The sequence below is a fragment of the Blastococcus sp. TML/C7B genome (genome assembly GCF_016612845.1).
In the GTDB taxonomy this organism is placed as follows: Bacteria; Actinomycetota; Actinomycetes; order Mycobacteriales; family Geodermatophilaceae; genus Blastococcus.
Window position 1 is genome coordinate 1395941 of record NZ_JAEOAA010000001.1, and the last position, 25239, is coordinate 1421179.

Annotated in this window: 29 protein-coding genes and 1 pseudogene; 19 read left to right on the plus strand and 11 right to left on the minus strand. The window is 75.8% G+C overall.

Features of this window, described 5'->3' with window-relative positions; genetic code table 11:
* Positions 1-82 precede the first annotated feature (82 nt).
* Positions 83-976, minus strand: a complete 894-nt coding sequence (gene mshD, locus JKP76_RS06760) for a mycothiol synthase (RefSeq protein WP_200490071.1) — start codon at positions 974-976, stop codon at positions 83-85.
* A 7-nt stretch (positions 977-983) separates the two neighbouring features.
* A complete protein-coding gene (locus JKP76_RS06765; protein WP_200490072.1) occupies positions 984-1715 on the minus strand; it encodes a response regulator transcription factor in 732 nt (243 codons plus the stop codon).
* A 168-nt stretch (positions 1716-1883) separates the two neighbouring features.
* Between JKP76_RS06765 and JKP76_RS06770 the strand changes: the two genes are divergently transcribed.
* The 6 genes from JKP76_RS06770 (at position 1884) to JKP76_RS06795 (ending at position 5766) form a co-directional block, all read left to right on the plus strand.
* Positions 1884-2810 (plus strand): hypothetical protein, encoded by a 927-nt coding sequence (locus JKP76_RS06770; RefSeq protein ID WP_200490073.1) that lies wholly within the window; start codon positions 1884-1886, stop codon positions 2808-2810.
* A gap of 10 nt (positions 2811-2820) precedes the next feature.
* The gene (locus JKP76_RS06775; RefSeq protein ID WP_200490074.1) at positions 2821-3513 is read left to right on the plus strand and encodes a DUF2993 domain-containing protein; all 693 of its coding nucleotides are present in this window, start codon (positions 2821-2823) and stop codon (positions 3511-3513) included.
* Between the two features lie 30 nt (positions 3514-3543).
* Positions 3544-3987, plus strand: coding sequence for a thioredoxin family protein (locus tag JKP76_RS06780; RefSeq protein ID WP_200490075.1), 444 nt, complete (start codon positions 3544-3546; stop codon positions 3985-3987).
* 150 nt (positions 3988-4137) lie between these two features.
* On the plus strand, positions 4138-4572 hold the full coding sequence (locus tag JKP76_RS06785) for a DUF4395 domain-containing protein (protein WP_200490076.1): 435 nt from the start codon (positions 4138-4140) through the stop codon (positions 4570-4572).
* 64 nt (positions 4573-4636) lie between these two features.
* Entirely contained in the window at positions 4637-5464 is an 828-nt protein-coding gene (locus JKP76_RS06790; protein WP_200490077.1) for a sulfurtransferase, read from the plus strand.
* An 8-nt stretch (positions 5465-5472) separates the two neighbouring features.
* Entirely contained in the window at positions 5473-5766 is a 294-nt protein-coding gene (locus JKP76_RS06795; RefSeq protein WP_200490078.1) for a DUF1416 domain-containing protein, read from the plus strand.
* Positions 5767-5883: 117 nt separating this feature from the next.
* Here JKP76_RS06795 and JKP76_RS06800 read toward each other — a convergent pair whose 3' ends face one another.
* The 4 genes and pseudogenes from JKP76_RS06800 to JKP76_RS23345 all read right to left on the minus strand — a co-directional run.
* A complete protein-coding gene (locus JKP76_RS06800) occupies positions 5884-7125 on the minus strand; it encodes a SpoIIE family protein phosphatase (protein WP_309229931.1) in 1242 nt (413 codons plus the stop codon).
* Between the two features lie 97 nt (positions 7126-7222).
* The gene (locus JKP76_RS06805) at positions 7223-7948 is read right to left on the minus strand and encodes a DUF4184 family protein (RefSeq protein ID WP_200490079.1); all 726 of its coding nucleotides are present in this window, start codon (positions 7946-7948) and stop codon (positions 7223-7225) included.
* Positions 7949-8497 carry a TetR-like C-terminal domain-containing protein gene (locus JKP76_RS06810; protein ID WP_309232870.1) on the minus strand — a complete coding sequence of 183 codons (549 nt, stop codon included), beginning with the start codon at positions 8495-8497 and terminating at the stop codon, positions 7949-7951. It abuts the gene before it with no gap.
* Between the two features lie 6 nt (positions 8498-8503).
* Positions 8504-8581 (minus strand): annotated as a pseudogene (locus tag JKP76_RS23345) (TetR/AcrR family transcriptional regulator); the annotation flags it as partial.
* A 172-nt stretch (positions 8582-8753) separates the two neighbouring features.
* Here JKP76_RS23345 and JKP76_RS06815 point away from each other — a divergent pair.
* The 4 genes from JKP76_RS06815 to JKP76_RS06825 all read left to right on the plus strand — a co-directional run bounded on the left by JKP76_RS06815 (position 8754) and on the right by JKP76_RS06825 (position 12059).
* A complete protein-coding gene (locus JKP76_RS06815; protein WP_200490080.1) occupies positions 8754-9683 on the plus strand; it encodes an NAD-dependent epimerase/dehydratase family protein in 930 nt (309 codons plus the stop codon).
* A 135-nt stretch (positions 9684-9818) separates the two neighbouring features.
* Positions 9819-10109 (plus strand): FABP family protein, encoded by a 291-nt coding sequence (locus tag JKP76_RS22255; protein ID WP_309232871.1) that lies wholly within the window; start codon positions 9819-9821, stop codon positions 10107-10109.
* Between the two features lie 49 nt (positions 10110-10158).
* Positions 10159-10356: a heme-binding beta-barrel domain-containing protein gene (locus JKP76_RS23350; RefSeq protein WP_309232872.1), complete on the plus strand. Its 198-nt coding sequence runs from the start codon at positions 10159-10161 to the stop codon at positions 10354-10356.
* The gene (locus JKP76_RS06825; RefSeq protein WP_200490081.1) at positions 10353-12059 is read left to right on the plus strand and encodes a DUF885 domain-containing protein; all 1707 of its coding nucleotides are present in this window, start codon (positions 10353-10355) and stop codon (positions 12057-12059) included. Before JKP76_RS23350 ends, JKP76_RS06825 begins: the two co-directional genes overlap by 4 nt.
* Positions 12060-12083: 24 nt before the next feature.
* On the opposite strand, the gene JKP76_RS06830 is transcribed toward JKP76_RS06825, so the two are convergent.
* From JKP76_RS06830 to JKP76_RS06840, 3 genes are all read right to left on the minus strand, one after another.
* The gene (locus JKP76_RS06830; RefSeq protein ID WP_200490082.1) at positions 12084-12815 is read right to left on the minus strand and encodes a hypothetical protein; all 732 of its coding nucleotides are present in this window, start codon (positions 12813-12815) and stop codon (positions 12084-12086) included.
* Positions 12816-13132: 317 nt separating this feature from the next.
* Positions 13133-14551, minus strand: a complete 1419-nt coding sequence (gene nhaA / locus JKP76_RS06835) for a Na+/H+ antiporter NhaA (RefSeq protein WP_200490083.1) — start codon at positions 14549-14551, stop codon at positions 13133-13135.
* Positions 14552-14622: 71 nt separating this feature from the next.
* On the minus strand, positions 14623-15471 hold the full coding sequence (locus JKP76_RS06840; RefSeq protein WP_200490084.1) for an aminotransferase class IV: 849 nt from the start codon (positions 15469-15471) through the stop codon (positions 14623-14625).
* Between the two features lie 38 nt (positions 15472-15509).
* Here JKP76_RS06840 and JKP76_RS06845 point away from each other — a divergent pair, with 38 nt between their 5' ends.
* From JKP76_RS06845 to JKP76_RS06875, 7 genes are all read left to right on the plus strand, one after another.
* Positions 15510-15980, plus strand: coding sequence for a Fur family transcriptional regulator (locus JKP76_RS06845; protein ID WP_200490085.1), 471 nt, complete (start codon positions 15510-15512; stop codon positions 15978-15980).
* Positions 15977-17098, plus strand: a complete 1122-nt coding sequence (locus JKP76_RS06850) for a folate-binding protein YgfZ (protein ID WP_200490086.1) — start codon at positions 15977-15979, stop codon at positions 17096-17098. The genes JKP76_RS06845 and JKP76_RS06850 overlap by 4 nt, the downstream gene beginning before the upstream one ends.
* 28 nt (positions 17099-17126) lie before the next feature.
* Entirely contained in the window at positions 17127-17684 is a 558-nt protein-coding gene (locus JKP76_RS06855; protein WP_200490087.1) for an aerial mycelium formation protein, read from the plus strand.
* Positions 17681-18655 carry an asparaginase gene (locus tag JKP76_RS06860; RefSeq protein ID WP_200490088.1) on the plus strand — a complete coding sequence of 325 codons (975 nt, stop codon included), beginning with the start codon at positions 17681-17683 and terminating at the stop codon, positions 18653-18655. Before JKP76_RS06855 ends, JKP76_RS06860 begins: the two co-directional genes overlap by 4 nt.
* 88 nt (positions 18656-18743) lie before the next feature.
* Positions 18744-19247: a helix-turn-helix domain-containing protein gene (locus JKP76_RS06865; RefSeq protein ID WP_200490089.1), complete on the plus strand. Its 504-nt coding sequence runs from the start codon at positions 18744-18746 to the stop codon at positions 19245-19247.
* Positions 19244-20053 (plus strand): hypothetical protein, encoded by an 810-nt coding sequence (locus JKP76_RS06870; protein ID WP_200490090.1) that lies wholly within the window; start codon positions 19244-19246, stop codon positions 20051-20053. The genes JKP76_RS06865 and JKP76_RS06870 overlap by 4 nt, the downstream gene beginning before the upstream one ends.
* Before the next feature lie 78 nt (positions 20054-20131).
* On the plus strand, positions 20132-20416 hold the full coding sequence (locus tag JKP76_RS06875) for a DUF2516 family protein (RefSeq protein ID WP_200490091.1): 285 nt from the start codon (positions 20132-20134) through the stop codon (positions 20414-20416).
* Between the two features lie 21 nt (positions 20417-20437).
* Here the strand turns inward: JKP76_RS06875 and JKP76_RS06880 are convergent, their stop codons facing one another.
* Together JKP76_RS06880 and JKP76_RS06885 are read right to left on the minus strand one after the other, a co-directional pair.
* Complete coding sequence (locus tag JKP76_RS06880) at positions 20438-21277, minus strand: spermidine synthase (protein WP_200490092.1); 840 nt, start codon at positions 21275-21277, stop codon at positions 20438-20440.
* On the minus strand, positions 21274-22239 hold the full coding sequence (locus JKP76_RS06885; RefSeq protein WP_200490093.1) for an NAD-dependent epimerase/dehydratase family protein: 966 nt from the start codon (positions 22237-22239) through the stop codon (positions 21274-21276). Before JKP76_RS06885 ends, JKP76_RS06880 begins: the two co-directional genes overlap by 4 nt.
* Before the next feature lie 84 nt (positions 22240-22323).
* Here JKP76_RS06885 and JKP76_RS06890 point away from each other — a divergent pair, with 84 nt between their 5' ends.
* Together JKP76_RS06890 and JKP76_RS06895 are read left to right on the plus strand one after the other, a co-directional pair.
* Positions 22324-23595: an aspartate aminotransferase family protein gene (locus tag JKP76_RS06890; RefSeq protein WP_200490094.1), complete on the plus strand. Its 1272-nt coding sequence runs from the start codon at positions 22324-22326 to the stop codon at positions 23593-23595.
* Positions 23592-25178, plus strand: a complete 1587-nt coding sequence (locus JKP76_RS06895; protein ID WP_200490095.1) for a gamma-glutamyltransferase family protein — start codon at positions 23592-23594, stop codon at positions 25176-25178. Before JKP76_RS06890 ends, JKP76_RS06895 begins: the two co-directional genes overlap by 4 nt.
* Positions 25179-25239: the final 61 nt, after the last annotated feature.

Here is a 25239-nt window from a genome sequence, read left to right on the forward strand (position 1 = left end):
CGGGTGAACGGGAGGTGAACGGCCGCGGAGGTGTTGCCGACGGCACGTGCGACAGGTCACCACCGGGCCGTGAACGGGCCCGTCAGGCGGGGGTGCGCCGCCAGGAGACGTCGACGGCGTAGCGGGTGAAACCGCGCCGCTCGTACAGCCGCACGGCCGCGGTGTTGTCCTCCTCGACGTAGAGGAGCACCGAGCCCAGGCCCTGCCGGTGCAGGTGCGCCAGCCCGAGATCGGTGAGCGCGCCCCCGAGCCGCAGCCCCTGTGCGTCGGGGTCGACCCCGAGCACGTAGATCTCGCCGACCGGATCGGGCCCGGCGTCACCGGCCGGGTGCACCTTCGTCCAGTGCGAGCCGAGCAGCGTGCCGCCGTCGTCGGGGTCGCCGCGCCAGGCCATGAGGAAGCCGGCGGGGTCGAACCACGGCTCGGCCTCCCGCAGCTCGAGGTCGGCACGGGTCATCCGGCCCTGCTCGGGGTGCCAGTCGAAGGCGCGGGCGTTGACCCGCAGCCACGCCTCCTCGTCGACGCCGGGGCGGAAGGGCAGCACGCGGACGTCGCCGGGGAGGCGTGGCTGCGGATCGGGGTCGGTGCCGGCCAGGTCGCGGCGCATCTGCAGCAGCACGCGGGCGCGCTCGAACCCGTGGGCGCTGAGCAGCTCGGCCGAACCCGGCAGGTCGCCGTGCGCCCAGACGTCCAGCGGGCGGTCGCCGGCCAGCTCCAGCAGCTCGCCCAGCAGGGCGCGGCCGTGGCCCCGGCGCCGCAGCTCCGGGTGCACCACCAGCTCGGCGCTTCCGTCGTCGTAGCGGGCGTAGCCGGCGAGGGCGCCGTCGTCGTGCACCACCAGGTCCGACCCGCCCGGGGTGCCGTGCTGGAGCCGCAGCTCGGCCTCCTCCGACAGCGGCCGGACGCCGTCGGCCGCGGCGGCGGCACGCAGCAGCGCGAGGACGGCGTCGACGTCGACGCCTCGCCCGGAGCTCATCGGGCGGTCAGACCAGCTCGGCGTCGGACTCCGCCTGCGTCGCGCGGGCGGTGGCGTCGGCGACCTGCTGGTCGAGCTTGTAGCCGACGTTGCGGACGGTGCCGATCAGCGCCTCGTGCTCCGTGCCGAGCTTGGCGCGCAGCCGGCGGACGTGGACGTCGACGGTGCGCGTGCCCCCGAAGTAGTCGTAGCCCCAGATCTCCTGGAGCAGCTGGGCGCGGGAGAAGACCCGGCCCGGGTGCTGCGCCAGGTACTTGAGCAGCTCGAACTCCTTGTAGGTCAGGTCGAGCGGGCGGCCGCGCAGCTTGGCCGAGTAGCTGTGCTCGTCGATGACCAGCTCGCCGGCCTGGGTGACGCCCTTGTCGGCGCCGTCGGCGGGGGTCGTGGCGGCGAGCCGGCGGGCGGTCGCCCACTTCAGCCGCGCGTCGACCTCGGCCGGGCCGGCGGTGTCGAGCAGGACGTCGTCCACACCCCAGTCGGCGGAGAGCGCCACCAGGCCGCCCTCGGAGAGGACGGCGACCAGCGCGCCGGCCACGCCGGTGGAGGAGAGCAGCCCGCAGAGCGTGCGGGCCTGGATCAGGTCGTGACGCGCGTCGACGAGGACCACGTCGCCGGAGTCGCCGTCCAGCAGGCTCGACAGCTCGGGGGCGACCACGTGGACCTGGTGACCCAGGAGCCCGAGGGCGGGCAGCACCTCGGTCGTGGCCTGTCGCGCGGAGGTCATGAGGACCAGTCGCATGTCGTCTCCTCGAGGGTTCCCACGACGCGCAGCCGTGGCGGCCGTCGACGACGCTGTCGAGGTGAGGACGCAGGATAGCCGACACGGCCGGGCGCGGGCAGCGCCTGGCCGGGACGTCACCCGCGGCGGTACCCGGTCCGGGGCCGGCTGCGTGCCACCATCGACGGCGTGAGCACCGCCGCCCCGCCGTCCCGCCTGACCGCGCGGGGGCACCACCTGCCCGCGGCGGCGTTCGCGGCGGTCGCCGTCGCCCTCCTCGTGGGGCTGCCCGCGGTGCTCGGCCAGACCGGCCGCCTCGCCGCCGTCCTGGTGCTGCAGCTCGGCCTGGTGCTGTGCTGGGTGCTGGTCACCGGCATCCAGGGTTTCGCGGGCTCGCTGGCAGTGGGCGCGGGGGTCGCGGTCGCCGCCGACCTCGCCCTCGTGCTGCCCGACGACCCCGAGCTCGGCGAGCTGCTCGCGGTGATCGGCGTCGGCTTCCTGGCCGTCGTCGTCCAGCAGATGCTGCGCCGGCGCCGCAGCGACCTGGTCGCCTCGCTCGCCGGGGCGGTGCTGCTGATGGTCGCCGTCGCCGCGCTGGCCGCGCTGCTCCTGCTGGGCCGCACCGACGCCGGCTCCGAGCGGGCGCTGGTCGCACTGCTGGCCGTGGGCGCGGCGCTGGTCGTCGGCCACCTCGTCGACGCGGCGCTGCCGCGGCCGCAGCTGGCCGACGGCGTGCCGCGCGGGCTGCTGGGCCTCGTGCTCGCGGTCGCCGCGGGCACCCTGGTCGCGGTCCTCGCGGCCGGCACGGGCGAGGCGCTGGACGTCGAGCGCGCGCTGGTGCACGGCGTGGTGATCGGCGGCGTCGCGGCGCTGACCGCGCTGGTCGCCAGCTACCTCGTGGTCGAGGCGACTCCCGAGCCCATGCCCCGGGCCGCGCCCGGGCCGACCTCCGACGCCACCGACGAGGCGGACGCCGGGACCGACGGCGGGACCGACGACGAGGCCCCCGACGCCCAGGTGCAGCAGTTCTCCCCCTGGCTGCTCCCGGTCGTGCAGGTGGCCCTCCCCGTCGCCGCCTGCGCGCCGGTCGCGCTGGCGCTGCAGGCCGCGCTGTGAGCGGGCGCCGGTGAGGGCGCTGCTCGTGGGGCTGCTGCTGCTGGCCGGCATCGCGCTGGTGGCCGACCGGGTCGCGGTACGGGTCGCCGAGGGCACGGTCGCCGACGAGCTGGCCGCCCAGGAGCAGGTGACCGGCGAGCCGGAGGTCGACATCCGGGGGTTCCCGTTCCTGACCCAGGCCGCCGGCGGGCGGTACCACGACGTGCGCATCTCGCTGACCGCCGCCCAGCCCGGGCAGGCCGGCGAGGTCCCGGTCGACACCGTCCTGCGCGGGATCCGCGTCCCGCTGTCCGACGCGCTGTCCGGTGACGTGAGCGAGTTGCCGGTGGACCGCATCGACGGCCGCGCGACGCTCGCCTACGACCTGCTGGCCCAGGAGCTCGGCGGCGACGCCACGCTCAGCCCGGAGGGCGACGGCCTGCGGATCAGCCGCACCGTGGAGCTGCTGGGCTACACGCTGCCGGTCAGCGCCGCCGGCACCGTGACGCTCGAGGGTGACGAGCTCGTCGTCGACGTCGAGCGGGCGGCGGGGGCCGGCGTCGAGATCCCGTCCTTCCTCGTCGGGCGGGTGAGCGACCTGCTGGACCTGCGCTACACCCTGCCCGAGCTGCCCTTCGGCCTGCGGCTGACCGGTGTCGCGCCGGGAGCGGACGGGGTCCAGGTGCGCGTCGAGGCCGACGACGCCGTGCTGCGGGCGGAATAGCCGACCGGATCGATCGGGTTACGCCCGTCGATGAGCACGATCGGGATCGTCGTCCTCGCCGTCGCGCTGGCCGCGGCGGCGCTCGCGGCGTGGTGGCAGCGCACGCGCGACGGCGCGCTCCGGCCGGTCCGGGAGGAGGACGAGGTGGACGCGGGAACCGCGGCGTTCGAGCGGCTCGGGGTGCGCCCCGGGGACGCCGACCTCACCGTCGTCCAGTTCTCGACCGCGTTCTGCGGCCCGTGCCGGGCGACCAAGGCACGGCTGGCCCAGCTGCAGACCACCCGGCCGGGCCTGGCCGTGGTCCAGGTCGACGCCGAGAGCCACCTCGACGAGGTGCGCGCGCTCGACGTCCGGCGCACGCCGACGCTGTTCTACCTCGACCGCTCCGGGGCCCTCGTCGGGCGCAGCAGCGGCGCCCCGCGCGCCGAGGAGCTGACCGCCCTCGTGGACGCGCACGCGGGGGTGTCGCGGTGATCCGCTACCCTCGCGCCGTGGGCATCCTGCTGACCTCGCGCCGCACAGTGGACCTGTGCCGCCTGGGCAGCTGCCTCTGTCCGACCTCCTGAGGTCGGCACCCGACCGACCAGACGCGCCCTGTCCGCCGTTCTGAGGTCCTCTCCCGCAATGACTGCACCCTCCGCGCTGATCGACGTGCGCGCGCCCCGCTTCGCCGCGGCGCTCACCTCGGTCGTCCTCGCCGTCGCGCTGCTCACCGGCAGCGGCTGGCTGGTCGCCGTCCAGGCGCTGGTCTTCGCCGCCGGTGCGCTGGCCGGCCTGCGGTTCTCCCCCTACGGCCTGCTCTTCCGCACCCTCGTCGCCCCGCGGCTGGGGCCGGTGCGGGAGCGCGAGCCCGAGGCGCCGCCGCGCTTCGCCCAGCTCGTCGGCCTGCTGTTCACCGTCGTCGGCGCCGCCGGCTACCTCGCCGGCGTCCCCGTGCTCGGCGCCGTCGCCACCGGCGTCGCGCTCGTGGCGGCCCTGCTCAACGCGGCCACCGGGTTCTGCCTGGGCTGCGAGCTGTACCTCACCGCCCGGCGGGTGCTGCCCGCCCGCACCGCCTGACCGACCTGATCCAGACCATGCACGACATCCAGACCATGCACGACCGACCACAGGGAGCTACACCATGAGCCGTACCGACGTGCTCGTCTCCGTCGACTGGGCCCAGGAGAACCTGGGCACCCCCGGCATCGTCTTCGTCGAGGTCGACGAGGACACCAGCGCCTACGACGGCGGCCACCTCGAGGGCGCCGTCAAGCTGGACTGGAAGCAGGACCTGCAGGACCCGCTGCGCCGCGACTACCTCGACAAGACCGCCTTCGAGGCGCTGCTGTCCTCCCGCGGCATCGGCAACGACGACACCGTGGTGCTCTACGGCGGCAACAACAACTGGTTCGCCGCCTACGCCTACTGGTACTTCAAGATCTACGGCCACCGCGACGTCAAGCTCATGGACGGTGGCCGCAAGAAGTGGGAGCTGGACGGCCGCCCGCTGTCCAAGGACGCCGTCTCGCGCCCCGCCACGCAGTACGTGGCGAGCGAGCCCGACCTCTCCATCCGCGCGTTCCGCGACGAGGTCGTCGCCGCGATCGGCAGCAAGAACCTGGTCGACGTGCGCTCGCCCGACGAGTTCTCCGGCAAGATCCTCGCCCCCGCGCACCTGCCGCAGGAGCAGTCGCAGCGCGCCGGCCACGTGCCGACGGCGATCAACATCCCGTGGAGCAAGGCCGCGAACGAGGACGGCACCTTCAAGTCCGACGAGCAGCTGGCCGCCCTCTACGGCGAGCAGGGCTTCGACGACAGCCGCGAGACCATCGCCTACTGCCGGATCGGCGAGCGCTCGAGCCACACCTGGTTCGTGCTCAGCGAGCTGCTCGGCAAGAAGAACGTCAAGAACTACGACGGCAGCTGGGTCGAGTACGGCTCGCTCGTCGGCGTCCCGATCGAGAAGTGAGCTGACCCATGTGCGGAGCCCCGAAGCAGGGTGGTGCCCTCGCCGGCATCGACCTGAGCACGCAGACCGTCATCCAGGGCCAGGTCTGGCACGACGGCGCGCCCGTCGCCGGCGCCTACGTCCGGCTGCTGGACGGCACCGACGAGTTCACCGCCGAGGTGGTGACCAGCCCCGAGGGCGAGTTCCGGTTCTTCGCCGCCCCCGGCACCTGGAAGGTCCGCTCCCTCGCCGCCGTCGGCAAGGGTGAGCGGACCATCGACGCCGAGGTCGGCCTGAACGAGACGACGATCGTCATCGAGTAGTAGAAGGACCCCCTTCCCCCCGCCCTTCGCACGCTCAGGGCGGGGCCCTGAAGGGGGCCGCCCGCTCGGGCGGCGGTGCGCCCGTTCCGGCTCCGGCCGGGGCGGGCGCTGCCGCGTTCAGGCGAGGCCGGGCGGTAGCACCGTCGGGCCCGCCTCGGCCGGCCGCGGCCGGTCCTCGGGGTAGGCCCGCACGGCCACCACGGCGACGTCGTCCTCGCCGGCCCGGGGAACGAGCCGGTCGAGGACCGTGTCCAGCAGCTCGGGCAGCGGCGTCCGGCCCAGGTCGTGCAGTGCGTCCTGCAGGCGGGCCATGCCCTCGTCGAGGTCGGAGCCGCGCCGCTCGACCAGGCCGTCGGTGACCAGCAGCAGCGTGTGGTCGGAGTCGAGCTCGACGGTGTGGTCGTGCCGTGGGACGGACGGCTCGACGCCCAGCATCAGGTCCGGAGGCGTCTCCAGCACCCGCGAGCTGCCGTCGGGAGCGAGCAGCAGCGGCGGGACGTGCCCGGCGTTGCTCCAGCGCACCACCCGGCGTCCGGTCACCGGCACGTCGGGGTGCCGCTCGATGCGGGCGAGGATCGCCGTCGCCACGGTCGAGACCGCCAGCCCGGTCGCGGTCCGGTCCGTGCGCTGCAGCGTCGCGGCCGGGGTCTCCTCGTTGTCGTAGGCCAGCGCGCGCAGGGTGCCGCGGAGCTGGCCCATCGCGGCCGCGGCGCTGCTCCCGTGCCCCACGACGTCGCCGATCGCGAGCATCGTGGCGCCGTCGGGCTGGAGGAAGGCGTCGTACCAGTCGCCGCCGACCTGCGACTGGAGGCCGGCCGGCAGGTAGCGGACGACGACGTGCAGGTGGTCGGGCTCGGGCGGCGGGGTGAGCAGCGCCTGCTGCAGCCGGTCGGCGAGCGCCCGGGACGACGCCGCCTCGCGGGCCAGCCGGTCCAGCTCGGCGGCCTGCGCCTCGGCCGCCCGCCGCTCGCTGAGGTCGCGGAAGGACACGATGACGCCGGTGACCTCGCCGTCCTCCACCGTCGGGACGGCGATCAGCTCGACGGGCACCGGGACGCCGTCCTTGCGCCAGAACACCTCGTCGTCGGCCAGCACGGTGCGGCCGCTGCGCATGGCCTGCCAGACGGGGCACTCCTCGCGCGCGTACGCGGAGCCGTCGGGACGGGAGTGGTGCAGCAGGGCGTGCTGGTCGAGGCCGCGCTGCTCGGCGGACGGGTAGCCGGTGAGGCGCACCGCGGCGGGGTTGACGAACTCGACCCGCCCCTCGACGTCGAGGCCGTAGATGCCGTCGGCGACGTTGGCCAGCACCCATTCGTACCGGGCGAGCGCGCGTGCGAGCTCCTCCTCGGGCGATCGCACGCGCACCTCCGTCGTCCGGGCCGTGCCACAGCGGTGCCCGGCGATCGCTGGTCCGCTCGCACGCAGTCTAGGTGGCCGCCCGGCAGCTCACCCCCGGTCACCGGGTGCGGTGCCGCACCTGCCAGACGGCGGCGAGCACGGCGGCGGCGGCCAGGGCGGTGCCGCCGCCCCACGTCGCGGCGTCGTAGATCGCCTCGCCGAGATCGCCGGCCGGCACCGCGGCCACCGCGCCGACGACGACGCCGACCGTGCCCAGCAGCACCCAGGGCCACCGGCGTCCGGGCGGAGGGGTCGTCCGGGCCGGCGTCCGGCGCCACCAGCGCACTGCCCAGGCGAGCAGCACCAGCCCGCCCAGCACGCTCGTCGCGTACTGCAGCCACCGGTAGCCGGGCATCGCCCCCCACTGCTCGGCGAGCACGGGGAACGTCTCCGGACCCCAGCGCCGGGCATGGGTGAACTCGTCCCACAGCACGTGGGTGGCGGCGCCGACGGCGAGTGCGAGCAGCGTCCAGGCGCCGCGCGACGGTGACGCGAGCCGGCTGCGCAGCCCGACGGGGACGCCGGCCACCCGGGCGCGCAGCGCGGCCGGCGCGGCGCGCACCGCGGGTGCGGCCAGCAGCCCGTGCCACAGCGCCCACGCGGCCAGCCCGATGAGCACGTCCGTGGTGACGACGGCGGTCGCGGTGTGCGTCGGCCAGGGCAGCGCGAACGGCAGGTAGAAGGGCAGGTCGGGTGCCACCGTGCCCGCGACGAGCGCGGAGACGGGCAGCGGCGTGCGCAGGAACGGCAGCGCGGCCGCCGCGTGGCTGGGGGTGAACGGCACTCAGAGTCCGAGGAGCGCGGCGAGCTCGGTCATGGCGCGGTCGAAGTAGCGGTCGCCGTCCTGGACCGAGCCGACCAGGTGGCCGAACAGCTCGAAGCTGATCGTGCCGAACAGCGAGCTCCACGCGAGCAGGGCGCGCACGCGGACGGCGTCGTCGATCGACGGGTGGTCGCCACCGAGGACGGCCGCCGTCTCATCGCTCACCAGCGCGGGGTCGCGGCCGCCGGTGCCGGGGGGCAGGGCGCCGGAGAAGGCGGCGGCGCGCAGGATCCCGCCGAGTGCGATGCCGACCCGCGCCGCGGCCGGGACGGTGTCCGGCGGTGCGGAGTAGCCGGGCACGGGGGAGCCGTAGAGCAGCGCGTACTCGTGCGGGTGCGCCAGGGCCCACGCCCGCACGGCCCGGCAGACGGCCAGCCAGCGCTCCCGGGGCGGGTCGGCGGGGGCGTCGGCCGCCTCCGCGGCCTCGCCCAGGGCGTCGTAGCCCTCGAGGATCAGCCGGGTCAGCAGGTCGTCACGGCTGGGGAAGTACCGGTACACCGCGGACGACACCATCCCCACCTCCCGGGCCACCGCGCGCAGCGACAGCGCGGCCGCCCCGACCTCGGCGAGCTGGCGACGGGCAGCGGCGGTGATCTCGGCGGTCCACCTCGGCGCGGACGCGCTCGCGGGCTGTGGGCACGGCTTCGATGATGCCCGGCGAGATCACCGATCGCAATGGAGAGCACTGCTCTTGACACGGGCGGCGACGGCGGTAGAGCATCGTTCGCATCAGAGAGCACCGCTCTCGTCCAGCGAGGAGATCGTCATGGGACTGCACGTCGTCGTCGGCAAGGGGCCGGTCGGCACCACCACCGCTGAGCAGCTGGTCGCCCGCGGGCACGCGGTGCGGGTGCTCTCCCGCAGCGGGGGCAGCTCGACCGACGCGGTCGAGCACCGGCAGGTCGACGCCACGGACGCCGACGCCCTGGCCGCAGCCGCGGCCGGGGCCGATGCCCTCTACAACGCCGTCAACCCGGCGTATCCGCGGTGGGCCACCGACTGGCCGCCGGTCGCCGCCGCGCTGCTGAGCGCCGCCGAGCGCACCGGCGCGGTCCTGGTGACCATGGGCAACCTGTACGGCTACGGACGGCCGTCCGGCCCGATGACGCCGGAGACGCCGCTGGACGCCACCGACGTCAAGGGTCGGGTGCGCGCCCGGATGTGGGCCGACGCCCTGGCCGCGCACGAGGCCGGCCGGGTGCGGGTGACCGAGGCCCGCGCTGCGGACTTCGTCGGTCCGCAGGTCTCCGCCGAGCACTCGCACCTGGCCCGGCAGCTGCCCGCGCTGCGGGCCGGCCGCCGCGCCTGGGTCGTCGGCGACCCCGACGCCCTCCGGAGCTGGGCCTACCTCCCCGATGTCGCGGCCACCCTCGCCACCCTGGGCACCGACGAGCGGGCCCTCGGGCGGGCCTGGCACGTGCCCAGCGCGCCGCCCCGGTCGCAGCGGCAGGCGCTCACCGACCTCGCCGCGGCCATGGGCGTCCCACCGGTCCCCGTGTCGTCGGTCCCGTGGCCGGTGCTGCGCGCGGTGGGGCTCGCCGTGCCGGTGATGCGCGAGGTCGTGGCCATCCGGCACCAGTTCGACCAGGAGTTCGTGATCGACGCGAGCGCCACCACCGCGACCTTCGGCCTCGAGCCCACCCCGTGGGACGACGTCGTGGCCGCGGTCGCCGCCGGGACGCCGGTGACCGCCTGAGCCGAGGGGCGCCGTCGTCACTACCGTGGCGGGCATGGTTTCTGCCTGGGTCCTGGCCACCCTGGCGGCGCTGGCCGCGCTGTCCTGCGGCTACGGCGCCGTGCGCCTCTCGCGTCGCCCGACGGGGGTCCGGCGGTGAGCGCGCCGACCGAGCTGCCGGTGCCCGACACCGTCGACGTCCGCAGCGGCCCGGAGGTGTCCGACCAGCTCCTGTCGGTGCTGCCGCTGCTGGGCGAGTGGCACGGAGAAGGGCAGGCCGCGGGCACCGGGGGCGATCACCGGTTCGGCCAGTGGGTCCGGTTCAGCCACGACGGCCGTGGGTTCCTCGCCTACGAGTCGCGCACCTGGCGGCTCACCGATGACGGCCGGATCGTCGGCCCCGACCTGCGGGAGACCGGCTTCTGGCGGCCCCCGGGGCGAGGGTGACGACGTCGAGCTGCTGGTCGCCGGCGCGGACGGCCTCCTGGAGATCTACGTGGGCGCGGCACGGACCACGACCAGCTGGGAGCTGGCGACCGACGTCGTGGCCCGCACCCCGGACGCGCCGGAGGTGACCCGCGCGGTGCGCCTCTACGGCATCGTCGAGGGCGCGCTCATGTACGCCGTCGACCGCGCCGTGGGCGACGGACCGCTCCGTCCCACGATGTCCGCCCGGCTGGAGAGGATCCGATGACCGACGCGACGCTCCCCGCCACCCCGAGGCAGGTGGCCGACGCCTACGTCGAGGCCGCCTGCGAGCTGGACCCGATCCTCGCCACCTCGCTCGGCGTCCGCCCCGGCGACGACCGGCTGCCCGACCTCTCCCCGGAAGGGCTCGAGGCCGAGGTCGCGCTGCTCCGGGCCACCCTGACCGAGCTGGACCGCGTGCTGGCCGACGACCCGGCGCTCGCCGACGACCCGGTCGAGCGGCGCTGCGCCCGGCTGCTGCGCGAGCGGCTCGGCGCGGAGCTGGACGCGCACTGGGCCGGTGAGGGCTTCCGCTCGCTGAACATCCTGTTCTCGCCCGTGCACTCGGTGCGCCAGGTCTTCACCCTCATGCCGACGGCGACCGACGAGGACTGGGCGGTGATCGCCCGCCGGATCGCCCGCGTGCCCGAGGCCTACCGCGGTTACCGGGAGACCCTGGAGGAGGCGGTGCGCCGCGACCTGCTGGTCGCCCCGCGCCAGGTGCGCACCGTCGTCGAGCAGCTCGACGAGTGGATGGCCGGCCCGTTCTTCACCTCGTTCGTGGCCTCGGGGCCCGAGGCGCTGCAGCCGGCGCTGCTCGCGGCAGCGGCCGAGGCCGACGCCGCGGTCGCGGAGATCCGCGACCACCTGCGGGACGTGTACGGCCCGGCCACCGAGGGCGTGCCCGACGCCGTCGGCCGCGACCGGTACGCCATGGCCGTGCGCCGCTGGACCGGCTCGGACCTCGGGCCGGACCGCGGCCTCGAGGAGGCCTACGCGTGGGGCTGGGCCGAGCACAAGCGGATCCTCGCGGAGCAGCGCGTCGAGGCCGACCGCGTGCAGGCCGGCGCGACGCCGATGGAGGCCATGCGGGTGCTGGCCACCAGCGGCCCCGCCGTCGAGGGCGTGGAGGAGATCCGCGCCCGGCTGCAGGAGATGATGGACGAGGCGATCGCCGAGCTCGACGGCACGCACTTCGACCTCGCCGAGCCGCTGCGCCGGGTCGAGGCGATGATCGCGCCCCCGGGCAGCGCCGCCGCGCCGTACTACACCCGCCCCTCGCAGGACTTCTCCCGCCCGGGCCGCACCTGGCTGCCGACGCTGGGCCGCACCCGCTTCCCGCTGTGGGACCTGGTCTCGATCTGGTACCACGAGGGCGTTCCCGGCCACCACCTGCAGCTGGCGCAGTGGGCGCACGTCGCCCAGCAGCTGTCGACCTACCAGACCTCGGTGGGCTCGGTCAGCGCGAACGTCGAGGGCTGGGCGCTCTACGCCGAGCGGTTCATGGACGAGCTGGGCTACTTCCGCGACCCGGGCACCCGGCTGGGCTTCCTCGACGCCCAGCAGCTGCGCTCGGTGCGCGTGGTGATCGACATCGGCATGCACCTGGAGCTGCCGATCCCCGACGACGCCGAGGGCGTGCTGGCCGAGCACCGCGGGCAGCCGTGGACGCCCGACCTCGCTCGGGCCTTCCTGGGCGAGAACTCCGGGGCCGCGCTGGCCTTCCTGGACAGCGAGCTGGTGCGCTACCTCGGCATCCCCGGGCAGGCGATCGGCTACAAGCTGGGGGAGCGCGCGTGGCTGGCCGGCAGGGAGAAGGCCCGGCAGGCACGCGGCGAGGCGTTCGACCTCAAGGCCTGGCACATGGCCGCGCTGTCCCAGGGCTCGCTGGGCCTCGACGACCTCGAGGCCGAGCTCGCCCAGCTCTGACCGCCGCAGTGCCCGCCGGCCCGGTCAGCGGTTCCCGGGCAGCGGGTTGAGGGTGTCCGCCGCGAAGGCGACCGAGTCCCCGGGGTGGGCGGGGTGCACCTCGAGCCCCGGCGTCCGGAGCAGCTCGTCGATGCAGGCGGCGCTGCCCCCGACGTAGGTGCTGGTCAGGTCGATGTCGGTGACCACGCACCACGCCTGGTCGGCCGGCCACCACAGGTTGGCGCTCTGCTCGTGCGGCTCGGGGGCGAGGTTGCGGACGGCGTCCGCGACCTCGCCCCGGACGAGCACCATGTCGTGGTTGCCGCGCAGGAGGAGCCGCGGCGGCGACTCGGGATCCGGCAGGTCGAAGCCGTAGCCGTCCCAGCGCCCGAAGAAGCAGTCCCGCGGTGTCGTCGTGTGCCGGGCGAGGACGTCGGCGAGGCGGGCGGCGACCGGGACGGGCAGGTGACCCTCGGCCGGGCCGTCGTCCCACACCGCAGCCAGGAGCTCGGAGGGCTGCGCGCCCCAGCTGCCGGTGACCGTGTGCCACTGCATGAGCCGGTGGGCGCGGGTGCCGGTGTGCCCGGCGATCTCGGCCCAGCTCACCTCGACGTCGTCGTCCCCGTCGTAGCGGATCGCCGGGTGGAAGACCCGTGCGTGGGCCTCGAAGGCCGGCAGCAGGGCGGAGACGGTGCCGGGCGTGCCGAGGCGGCGCGCGACGGAGATCCACACGCCGTGCCACACATCGGTCTCGACCGGCAGGCCGCCCAGCTCCACGGTGCGCAACCTATACCGGGGAACGGACAACCCCCGGGCTGTTCCGCCGCGCTCCCCTGAGGGAGCTGCGAGCGGGCCGACTGGACAACGGTCGGCGGCCCGGGGGTCGGGTGACTGTCCGGTTCTCGCTCGCCGCCGTACGACGGACGGGCGATCTGCCGTCGTTCAGAACTGTCGTCTGAACGGGCGGCCCATCTGGACGGCGGCTAGCGGACAGCCACCTCACGAGTCCTGTAGCTCAGCAAAGTTACGGACCACCTCCTCTCTCGTGTGCGACGACGGTACGTCCGCGTCGAGAGCGTCGGCAACCGAAAAAGTCAGCTGTCGGCGAACGGCTTCGCGGGCCGCCCGGGCGGCGGTGCGCCCCGCCAGTCCGGGTCGTGGTCGGCGTCGTCGTCCACCGTCCGCCGACGCGCCGGAGGCGGGCCGATGTCCTCGGGTGCTTCGTAGACGTCGGGGATGCCGTCGGCGTCGACGTCGACCCGCTCCAGGGCGGCGATCTCCCGGTACTTGCGGTTGCGGATCCGCAGCACGACCGTGGCGATCAGGGCCGCGAGCACCGTGCCGGCCAGGATGCCGACCTTCGCGTGGTCGTAGCTCTCGCTCTCGGCGCCGTAGGCGAGCTCGGTGATCAGCAGCGAGACGGTGAAGCCCATCCCGCCCAGCAGGGCGAGCCCGATGACGTCGGTCCAGCTCAGGTTCTCGTCGAGCTGGGCGCGGGTGAACCGGGAGACCAGCCAGGTGGCGCCGGTGATGCCGATCGCCTTGCCGGCGACCAGGCCGACCACGATGCCGATCGCGATGCTGTCGCCCAGCGATTCGCCCAGGCCCGAGACGCCGCCGATCGCGACCCCCGCCGAGAAGAAGGCGAAGACCGGGACGGCGAACCCGGCCGACAGGGGGCGGAGCCGGTGCTCGAAGTGCTCGGCGAGCCCGGGTCCGGCCTCCGGGCCCCCGGCCGCCGAGCTGCGGACGACGGGCACGGTGAAGGCCAGCAGCACGCCGGCGACGGTGGCGTGCACGCCGGACTCGTGCATGAGCACCCAGGTGAGCGCCGCCAGCGGCAGCAGCAGCCACCAGGAGCGGATCCGCTTCTGGACCAGGAAGCCGAAGACGGCCAGCGGCAGCAGCGAGAGCAGCAGGGCCGGCACGTTCAGCGCGGCGGTGTAGAAGACCGCGATGACCATGATCGCCAGCAGGTCGTCGACCACGGCGAGGGTGAGCAGGAAGGTGCGCAGGGCTGTCGGCAGGTGCGTGCTGATGACCGCCAGGACGGCGAGGGCGAAGGCGATGTCGGTGGCCGACGGGATGGCCCAGCCGCGCAGCGCGCCGTCGGGGCCGCCCAGGTTGAACAGGACGAACAGCAGGGCCGGCACGGCCATGCCGCCGACGGCCGCGGCGATCGGCAGCGCCGCCCGCCGGGGCTCGCGGAGGTCGCCGGCGACGAACTCGCGCTTGAGCTCCAGCCCGGCCACGAAGAAGAAGAGCGCCAGCAGCCCGTCGGCCGCCCAGGTGCCCAGCGTCAGGTCCAGGTGCAGCGCCGACGGTCCGACGCGGGTGTCCCGGAGCGTCTCGTAGGTCGCCGCCCAGGGGGAGTTGGCCCACACGAGGGCGATCGCGGCGCCGACGAGCAGGAGGGCGCCGCCGACGGTCTCCTTGCGCAGGACCGACGCGACGCGTTGCGCCTCGGGCCAGGAGCCCCGGTCGAAGAGGCGGGTCGAACTGGTGCTGGGCACGGGGGCGGCTCCAGGGGGAGGGGTCGGGAAGGACGTTGCCGACCAGACTTCCCGGCGCACCGCTGGCCAGGTTACCGGCCGAGCAGCGCCCGCACCCGCGCGGTGAGGCCAGCGTCGCCGCGCCGCACGCCGTCCAGCGCGTGCACCGGCGCCGCGCCCCGCACGCCCGACAGCAGCCACACGGCGTCGGCGGCCTGCAGGTCGTCGACCGTGCCGCGCGTCCGCGCCGTCGGCCACCCGTCGGCCTCGGCGCGCTCGAACAGCCGGGCCACCGTCGTCCCGGCCAGGATGCCGGTCTCCGCGGGAGGGGTGTGCAGCGTGCCGCCGGCCGCCCACGCGACCGTCGACGTCGGCCCCTCGAGCAGCAGCCCCTCCAGGGACGTGAGGACGACGTCGTCGGCGCCGAGCCGGTGCGCGTGCCGGTAGGCGGCCATGTTCACCGCGTAGGACAACGTCTTGGCCCCGCCCAGCAGCCACGGCGCCTGCGCGCGGAAGTCGGCGGGGACGCCGAGGCAGAGGCTGACGACCGAGATGCCCTCGTCGCGCTGCCGGATCGTCTCCGCCGGCACGGGGGCCAGCAGGGCCACGGCGGTGGGTGGCGCGTCCTCCCCGGGGCCGCGGGTGAGCAGCAGCCGCATGACGCCCTCGGTGCCGGCCGGCCAGCCGCGCAGCACCGCGCCGACCAGCGCGGACCACACGTGGTCGCCGGGCTGCGGGATCTCCAGCAGCACGGCGGACCGGGCCAGCCGGGCCAGGTGCGCCGGGAGGTGCGGCGTCGTGCCGTCGAGCACCGCCACCGACTCGAAGGCGCCGTCCCCGCGGACCAGGCCCTGGTCCCAGGCGGTCACCACGGGCTCGTCCGGCGGCACGGCGACGGCCGCGCCGTCCCGCCAGATCGCGACGCTGCGCTGATCGGTCACGGCACCAGCCTGCCCGACGCCGGGCATAGGGTCGCGGCATGGGTTCCGAGGGTCCGACCGGCGACGCGGCCGCGCCGCTTGCCGAGCGGCTGCGCTCCCAGGGCCTGCGGCTGACGGCGCAGCGCCAGCGGGTGCTGGCCGCCGTGGAGGCGCTGGAGCACGCCACCCCCGAGGCGATCGGCGCGCGGCTGCGCGAGGAGGCCGGGCCCGACGGCTCGGCGCCGGACAGCTCCACGGTCTACCGCAACCTGGAGCTGCTGGAGCGGCTCGGCCTGGTGTGGCACACCCACCTGGGCAAGGGCGCGCCGATCTACCACGCCTCCGAGCACCCCCACCTGCACGTCGTGTGCGCCTCCTGCGGCGGGATCGCGCAGGTCGCCCCGGACCTCCTCGACAGCGCCGCGGAACGTCTGGCGGCCGAGCTGGGTTTCACCGTGGACGTGGGGCACGTCGCGCTGTCGGGGACGTGCGCCGCGTGCCGCGAACGAGCCCGATCGGAGAACCCATGAGTTCCACCCTGCTGTCCCGCCCGGGGGCCGTCGCCGTCGAGGACCCGGCCGACGCCGCGCTCGCCGTCGCCGCCCACTACGGCGACCCGCTGCGCGAGCAGCGGCTGCTGGCCGAGGGCGCCGGGCTGGTGGACCGCAGCGACCGCGACGTGCTCGCCGTCCCCGGTGCCGACCGGCTCTCCTGGCTGCACAGCCTCACCAGTCAACACCTCGACCGGCTCGGCGACGGCACCGGCCGCGAGGCGTTGATCCTCTCGCCGCAGGGGCACGTCGAGCACCACCTCGTGCTTGCCGAGCTGGCCGGCACGACCTGGGCCGACGTCGAGCCGGGCACCGGCGCCGCACTGCACGCCTTCCTGGAGAAGATGCGCTTTCTGCTGCGCGTGGAGCCGCAGCTGCGCACGGCGCAGTGGGCGGTCCTGTCGCTGGTCGGGCCGCGGGCGCTCGACGTCCTCGCCGCCGCCGGCCTGCCGGCGCCCGCGACCGAGCACGCCGTCGAGCCGCTTGCCGGGGGTGGGTTCGCCCGCCGGATGCGCCCGGTCGGGGACGGCTCGGCCGTCGTCGTCGACCTGGTCGTGCCCCGGGCGGCCGTGGACGGCGTCGCCGACCGGCTGCTCGCCGCCGGGGCACGCCTCGCGGGGGTGCAGGCCTACGAGGCGCTGCGCGTGGAGGCCCGCCGGCCGCGGCTGGGCCTGGACAGCGACCACCGCACCATCCCCAACGAGCTCGAGTGGCTGACCAGCGCCGTCCACCTCGACAAGGGCTGCTACCGCGGGCAGGAGACCGTCGCCCGGGTGCACAACCTGGGCCGGCCGCCGCGCCGGCTGGTGCTGCTGCACCTCGACGGCGTCAGCGAGGACCTCGCCGGCCCCGGTGCCCCGGTGCTGGCCGGCGCGCGCGAGGTCGGCCGCGTGGGCACCGTGGTGCGCCACCACGAGCTCGGCGTGATCGCCCTGGCGCTGGTGAAGCAGTCCGTGGCCCCCGACGCCGCGCTGACCGTGGGCGGATCGGCGGCCGCGATCGACCCGGACGACGCCGTCGCCGAGGTGGACGACACCCGGGCGGCGGCGCGCGAGCGCATCCGGGCGGTCCGGTCTGCGACCATGCCGCGTGCGTGACGAGAAGCTGACCGATGGAGGCCGCACCGTGAGTACGAAGACCAGTCCCGCCGGGGGCGCCGCCGTCGACGCGCTGCTGGACCCCGCGTTCCTCGAGGACGCGACCCGCCGGTCGATGGCCGAGGTCCGCACGCTGCGCCGCCAGGCCGAGCAGGAGGAGGTCAACCTCTCGTACACGCGCCGGCTGCTGCAGGGCCGCCTCGACATCGTCCGCCGCGAGCTCCAGCGGCGGGCCGAGCACGACGGCCGCTCGCTGGTCGAGCTGCTGCCCGAGATCCTGGCCGAGAAGGGCCGCGGCCCCGCGCACGGCTTGGGTCGCCACCAGACCGTGCAGCCGGCCAACCCGGACGCCTACGAGTCGTGGGTGAACGCGCTGACGCCGGGGGTCGACCTCTCCTCGATCACCCAGCTCACCGACGAGGAGCTGGAGCGGGGCGCCCGGGCGCTCGCCGAGGCCGAGGTCGGGCTCTCGGAGCGGCGGCGCGGCGTCCAGCAGGTCATGGACGCCCTCGCCGGCGAGCTCGGCCGGCGCTACCGCGACGGCGAGGCCGACGTCGCCGCCCTGCTGGCCGACGAAGGTCGATGAGCTCCTCCTCCTGGCCGGACAACCCGGTCCTGGTCGAGGTCGAGCGCTCCGGCTTCGTCGAGTCGGTGCACCGTGGCTCGCTGGTCGTCCTCGGCCCTGACGGGGACGTGCGGTTCGCGCTCGGCGCCGTCGACCGGCCGGTGCTGCCGCGCTCGTCGAACAAGCCCGTGCAGGCGACCGCGCTGCTGGCCGCCGGCTGGATGCCCCGGGACGAGGCGGAGCTGGCCATCGGCGCCGGCTCGCACAGCGGCGAGGACGCGCACCGCGAGCTCGCGGCGGCGGTCCTGGCGGGCGCGGGCCTCGGGCCGGAGCACCTCGGTTGCCCGCCGGCCCTGCCCTCGCACGAGGCGACCCGGGCGGCCTGGCTGGTCGAGGGCCGGGCCCCCGACCGGCTGGCGATGAACTGCTCGGGCAAGCACGCCGCGATGCTGGCGGCCTGCGTGGCGGCGGGCTGGCCGGTCGAGGGCTACCTGAGCCGCGAGCACCCGCTGCAGCAGGCGATCGAGGCGCGGCTGGGCGAAGCGGCCGGCGAACCGGTGACCGCCGTCGTCGTCGACGGCTGCGGTGCGCCCCAGCACGCGCTCTCGCCGGCGGGCCTGGCCCGCGGCGTCCTCTCCCTGGTGCAGGCCGACCCCGGCACGCACGCGCGGGCCGTCGCCGACGCGATGCGCGCCCAGCCGTGGTTCGTCGCGGGCACCGGCCGCGAGGACACCGACCTGATGCGCGCCGTCGCCGGCCTGCTGGTCAAGGGCGGGGCCGACGGCGTGCACGTCGCCGCGCTGCCCGGCGCCGGCGCCGTGGCCCTCAAGCTGGACGACGGCGGCGACCGCGGGCGGGGACCGGCTCTCGCCGCGGGGCTGCGCCGGCTCGGCGTGCCCGCCGAGGTGCTCGCACCGTGGGCGCGGACCCCGCTCGCCGGGGGTGAGGGGACCGTCGGCGCGGTTCGCGCCGCCCCGGCTCTGGCGGTCTGAGCGGCCCTCTCCGGGTGTGACGCGGCAGACAGCCGGGTGCTAGCAGCTCCGCTTGCAGGAGCTAGCACCCGGGGGTAGCGTCGTAGCCGTGCAGACACCGGGAGAGTTCGTCCGCGAGCAGGTGACCACGGTCCACGAGTTGGTGGACCGCGTCGCCGGCAGCGTGGCGGAGTCCGTCGCCGAGGCCACGACCGCCTCGGCGAGCAACGTCACCGCCGTCGGCTCGCAGGTGGGCAACTACATCCGCGAGCAGCGCAGTGCCGCCCAGGTGTCCCTGCGGGAGCTGGCCCGCACGGCCGGCGTCAGCAACCCCTACCTGTCCCAGGTGGAGCGGGGCCTCCGCAAGCCGTCAGCGGAGATCCTCGCGTCGATCGCCCGGGGCCTGAAGATCTCGGCCGAGTCGCTCTACGAGCAGGCCGGGATCCTCGACCGGCGGTCCGGCAACCCGGACACCGTGGCGGCGATCCGATCGGACGAGGCGCTGTCCGAGCGGCACAAGGCCGTGCTGCTGGAGCTCTACGAGACCTACGTCCGCGAGCACCGCGCCACCACCCAGACCACCTCCCCTGACAACTCGAAGGAGTCGGCATGACCCCCACCCAGACCGTGAAGCAGTACGGCGAGCTCGCCGTGGCCCAGGGCCGCACGCTGGCCGAGCAGGCCCGCACCCCGATCCTCGCCGTCGTCGGCGCCGGTGACCTGGCCGTCCAGGGCGCCCGCACCGTCCTCGACCAGTTCCGCACCCGCGCCGAGGCCCTGCCGGGCGAGGCCCAGGTCCAGGCCGACCTCGCCGTCCGCGAGGCCCGCACCCGCGCCACCGAGGCCGCCGGCACCGCCCGTGCCCGCGCCACCGAGGTCGCCGGCACCGCCCGCACCACGGCGCAGCAGCTGGCCGAGGCCGTCCGCGTCGAGACCCTGCGCAGCACCGTCACCGGCCTGGTCGAGACCGCCCGCACCCAGGCGGTCGCCACCGTCGAGACGCTCGCCGGCCGCGGCGCCGTCGTCGTCGAGGACCTGCGCCGCCAGCCCGCCTTCCGCCGCGTCGTGGCCCGCGCCGAGCGCGCCGTCGACGTCGTCGAGGACGCCCTGGAGGACGTGCTCGAGGAGACCGCCGAGGCCGTCGCCGACGCCTCGAACGAGGTGACCTCGGTCGCGCAGAAGACCGCCGCCAAGGCCACCAAGGTCGCCGCCAAGGCCGAGTCGTCGGTCGAGGCCTCCGCCGAGGCCGCCAAGAGCGAGCTCGAGGACGCCGTCGAGGCGCCCAAGGCCGCCAAGAAGCCGGCCAAGAAGAGCAGCCCCGCCACCTCGGGCACGAAGGCCGCCTCGGCCCGCGTGACCCGCGCCCGGACCGCGAAGCGGACCGACCCGGCGGCCGTGCCGGCCAAGCGCAACGGCTGACGCACCACCCCACGAACCAGGGCCCCGGAGCTGCGCGAGCGCTCCGGGGCCCTGTCGCGTCCGGGTACCCTCGCGGTCATGGCGGAGTTCGACGGGCTGCTCTTCGGCGCCCTCTACGTGGCGGCCCAGGTCCTGACCCTGTGGGCGTTCGTCGACGCGCTGATCCGGCCCGCGCCGGCCTTCGTCGCGATGGGGAAGCTGACCAAGCCCGCGTGGGCGGGGATCACCGGCCTGGCGGCCGTCTTCGTCTACCTGTTCGGGGCGATGAGCTTCCTGGGCCTGCCGGCGGTCATCGCCGCTGCGGTCTACCTGGTCGACGTGCGCCCGGCCGTGCGCGGCCTGCGCCGCGGCAACTCCTGGTGACCCGGCCCGCCTGAGCGCCGGTCAGCGCCCGAAGACGCCCGCCGGCGGCTCGGGGGAGGGCTGCGCCCCGTCGTCGGTGACCGGTGCGGCCTTCCCGGCGAACCGGTCGAGGTCCGCGCCGTCGACCACCCGCGCGGGCATCGGGTCGCGCGCGCAGGCGCGGCTCAGGTCGGCCAGCGGTAGCTCGGTGTCCGAGGCGACGGCGACCAGGTTGCCGAAGCGCCGGCCGCGCATCGTGCCGGGCTCGGCGAGCAGGCAGACGTGCGCGAAGACCTGCCGGAGGGTCGCCACCTGGCTGCGCGCGAAGCGCAGCGGCGGCCCGTCGGCCACGTTGGCCACCGCCACCCCGCCGGGGCGCAGCACCCGCGCGACCGCGGCGGCGAACTCCACGGTGGTGAAGTGCGCCGGCGTCCGCGCGCCGGCGAACACGTCGGTGACGACGACGTCGGCGGAGGCCGGCCGCAGGCTCTCCAGCGCCTCGCGGGCGTCGCCGGCGCGCACCCGCACGCGCGCGCCGCGCGGCAGGGGCAGGTGCTCGCGCACCAGGTCGGTGAGCGCCGCGTCGATCTCCACGACCCGCTGTCGGCTGCCGGGCCGGGTGACCGCCAGGTAGCGGGGCAGGGTCAGCGCGCCGCCCCCGAGGTGGACGGCGTCCAGCGGCTGCCCCTCCGGTGCCGCGAGGTCCAGCACGTGGCCCATCCGGCGGACGTACTCGAACTCCAGGTGGGTCGGGTCCTCGAGGTCGACGTGCGACTGCGGCGTGCCCTCGACCATGAGCACCCACGAGCCGTCGCGGTCGGCGTCGGCGAGCAGCTCGGCGGTGCCGCCGAGGACGGGCGTGGGGCCGGGCGGCGTCCTCACGCCCCCGCGGCCGCCCGCAGCGCCGCCTCGCGCTCGGCCGGCAGGTCGACGGCCAGCGCCGGCACGCCGCGCTCCCGGTCCCAGGCGACGACGTCGGCTGCCGTCTGCTCGAGCGGGGTGGCGGTCAGGCCGACGCCGCGGGCGAGCGCGGCGCTGCGCCGCATGCCGATGTCGAACCGCGGATCGGCGACGGTGAGCGGCAGGGGGGCGCCGGCGAGGGCGGGGTCGACCGGCACGACCTGGACCGTCGCGCCGGTGCCGCGGGCGCAGGCCTCGACCAGCCCGGCCAGCGTGACCGGCTCGGCGGGGCCCACGGCGTTGTACGTGCCGTCGCGGTCGTCGTGCAGCAGCTGGACCACGAGGTGGGCGAGGTCGCGGCTGTCCACGACCTGCACCGGCTGGTCCGGGCGGGCGGCCAGCGGGACGATCCCGCCCTGCGCGGCCTTCCGCGCCCACCAGGTGAAGCGGTCGGTCTGGTCGTGCGGCCCGGCGACGATGCCGGGCCGGACCAGCGTCGCCCGGTCGCCGAAGCGGGCCAGCGCCTCGTCCTCGCAGGCCACCTTGAGCGGGCCGTAGCTGCGCGGGGTGACCTCCTCGGTGCCGAGCTCGGGCGCGAGCCGGGGCGCGGACTCGTCCGCGACGTCGACGGGGCTCGACCAGTCGTAGACCGAGCCGGTGGAGATGAACAGGTACCGGCCGGTGGAGCCGGCCAGCGCGCCGGCGGCCTGCGCCACGTGGCGGGGCACGTAGCCGCTCACGTCGACGACGGCGTCCCAGTCGGTGCCGGCCAGCGCCGCGTAGTCGCCGCTCGACCGGTCGCCGACGAGCCGGGCGACGTCCGGGAACAGCTCGGTGCCGGTGCGCCCGCGGCTGAACAGCGTCAGCTCGTCCCCGCGGGAGAGCGCCTCCTCGACGATCGCGCGCCCGACGAACGACGTCCCACCCAGGACCAGGATCTTCACCGGTCCGACCTTAGCCAGGGCGGCGCGGCTAGTGTCCGCGACCGGGACGGCGGGCGTGACCGCCGGCACACCTCTGGAGGCACCGTGTCCGACGCTCAGCCCGCAGCCGCCCTGCCCGCCACCGGGTCCGGTGGCGACGACGTCCTCGCGCAGCTGCGGGCGAACCGGCACGACGACGCCGACTGGCGCAGCGGCCGCATCTTCGGGCTGATCTTCCACCCGGACGACGACGGGCTGGAGGAGCTGCTCGCCGACGTGAGCCGCGAGTACCTGGCGGAGAACGCGCTCAACCCGGTGCGCTTCCCGAGCCTGGCCCGGCTGGAGCGGGAGACCGCGGACATGGTCGCCGGCCTGCTGCACGGCACCCCGGGGGCGGGCGGGCTGACCAGCGGTGGCACCGAGTCGATCTTCATGTCGGTGCTGGTGGCGCGGGAGACCGCGCGCAAGAAGGGCATCGCGGACCCGGTGCTCGTCACCGCCATCACCGCGCACCCGGCGTTCGCGAAGGCCTGCCACCTGCTCGACATGAGGCAGGTCCGGGTGCCGGTCGACGAGGGCTACCGGCTGGACGTCGTGGCGATGAAGGCGGCGATCGGGCCGGACACCGCCATGGTCGTGGCCAGCGCGCCCTGCTACCCGTACGGCGTCATCGACCCGGTCGAGGAGGTGGCGGCGCTGGCCCGGGAAGCCGGCGTGCTCTGCCACGTCGACGCCTGCCTGGGCGGGATGATGCTGCCGTTCTGGGAGCGGCTGGGCGAGCCGGTGCCCCCGTGGGACTTCCGGGTCGAGGGCGTCACGAGCATCAGCGCCGACCTGCACAAGTACGGGTACGCGTTCAAGGGCGCCAGCGTGCTGCTGCACCGGGACGTCGCCCAGTACCGGACGCAGTGGTGGTTCGACGACGGCGCCTGGGGCGGTGGCATGTACGGCTCGCCCACCACGGCCGGCACCCGCCCGGCGCCGCCGATCGCCGGGGCCTGGGCGGCGCTGAAGCACCTCGGCGAGGAGGGCTTCCTGCGCCAGGCGCGCAAGGTGCGCGACGCGACCCGCCGGCTCCAGGCCGGGATCGAGGCCATCGACGAGCTGTCGCTGACCTCCACCCCCGACCTGTGCGTCTTCCAGTTCGGCAGCGACGTGCTGGACATGCGGGTCGTGGCCGACTCCCTGGCCGAGCAGGGCTGGTTCCCGAACCGGCAGCCCGGCGGGCTGCACGTGATGGTGTCGCCGGTGCACGACCGCGTGGCCGACGAGTTCCTGGCCGCGCTGGGCACCGCCGTCGAGGTGGCCCGCAGCGGGCGCACCTCGGACGCCGGCCCGGCGACCTACGGCGCGGCCCGGCCCGGAACCGGCGCGTGACCTGGGGGACGACGACCGTCGAGGGCCCCGACGGCCTGGTGTGCAGCGTCGACCGGCTGGCCTCCGACGTCGGCGTCGCGGTCCTGCGGGCCGGCGGGAACGCGGTGGACGCCGCGATCGCCACCAGCGCCGCGCTGACGGTGACCACGCCGCACATGTGCGGGATGGGCGGCGACCTCATGGCGCTGGTCGCCGGCCCCGGCACCGGATCGGCGGAGCCGCTGGTGCTCAACGCCACCGGGCGGGCCGGCAGCGGCGCGGACCCGGACCGGCTGCGCGCCGAGGGCCACCGCAGCATGCCGGTGCTGGGCGACGTCCGCAGCGCGCCGGTGCCGGGGTGCGTGGACGGCTGGCTGGCGCTGCACGCCCGCCTCGGCCGGCTGCCGATGGCCGACGTCCTGGGGCCGGCGATCGAGCTGGCCGAGACGGGCTTCCCGGCGTCCCCGCTGCTGGCGTTCATGCTGCCGAAGCTGGCCGGCGTCACCGGCTGCGACGAGCTGGTGCTGTCCGGGGTGCGCGCCGGCGACCACCTGGAGCGGCCCGGGCCGGCCCGCGTGCTGCGGGCGATCGTCGCCGAGGGCCGGGAGGGCTTCTACGGCGGGGAGTTCGGCGAGCGGCTGCTCGAGGCGGGCGCGGGGGAGTACCGGCCCGAGGACCTCACCACCCCGCTCGCGGACTGGGTGGACGGCCTGTCGCTGGAGGTGTGGGGCCACCGCGTGTGGACCGTCCCGCCGAACTCGGCGGGCTACGTGGCGCTCGCGGGGGCGGCGATCGCCGCGCGGGTCGGGCTGCCGGCGGCCACCGAGGGCGCGGACTGGGCGCACCTCGCGGTGGAGTCGGCGCGGCTGGCCGGGTTCGACCGGGTCGCGCAGCTGTCGGAGGACGCCGACGGCGCCGCGCTGCTCGCGCCCGGCCGGCTGGACGCCCGGGCCGCTCTGCTCGACCCGGACCGGCGGCTGGCGCTCGACGACAGCTACCGCGACGGCGGCACGATCCACCTCGCGGTCGCCGACCGGGACGGGATGGCGGTGAGCCTCATCCAGTCCAACGCCAAGGAGTTCGGCTGCCACGTCGCGGTGCCCGGAGCCGGGATCCTGCTGCACAACCGCGGCATCAGCTTCAGCCTGCAGCCCGGCCACCCGGCGGAGTACCGGCCCGGCCGGCGGCCGCCGCACACGCTGGCGCCGACTGTCGTCACCCGGCCCGACGGCTCGCTGCGCGCCGTCCTCGGGACGATGGGCGGGGACTCCCAGACCCAGCTGGTGACGCAGCTGCTGGCCCGGCTGCTGAACACCGGCGCGGACCCGGCCGAGGTGATCGGTGCCCCGCGGTGGGTGCTCGGAGTCGAGGGCGGCACCGGGTTCAACATCTGGGAGCGGCCCGAGACCCACCGGGTGCGGATCGAGTCGCACGCGCCGGCGTCCTGGGCGCCGGGGCTGGCCGACCGCGGGCACGAGGTCGAGGTGGTGCGCCCCGACCCGGCCGGCTTCGGGCACGCGCACCTCATCGACTTCCCGGTCGACGGGCCTCCCCGCGGGGCCTCCGACGCCCGCGCGATCATCGGCGCCGCCGTCGCCGTCTGACTTCTTCCGTCCGGCTCTCAACCCCGGCGGGGTCTGCGGGCGTGTTCAGGGGTGGGCGGCC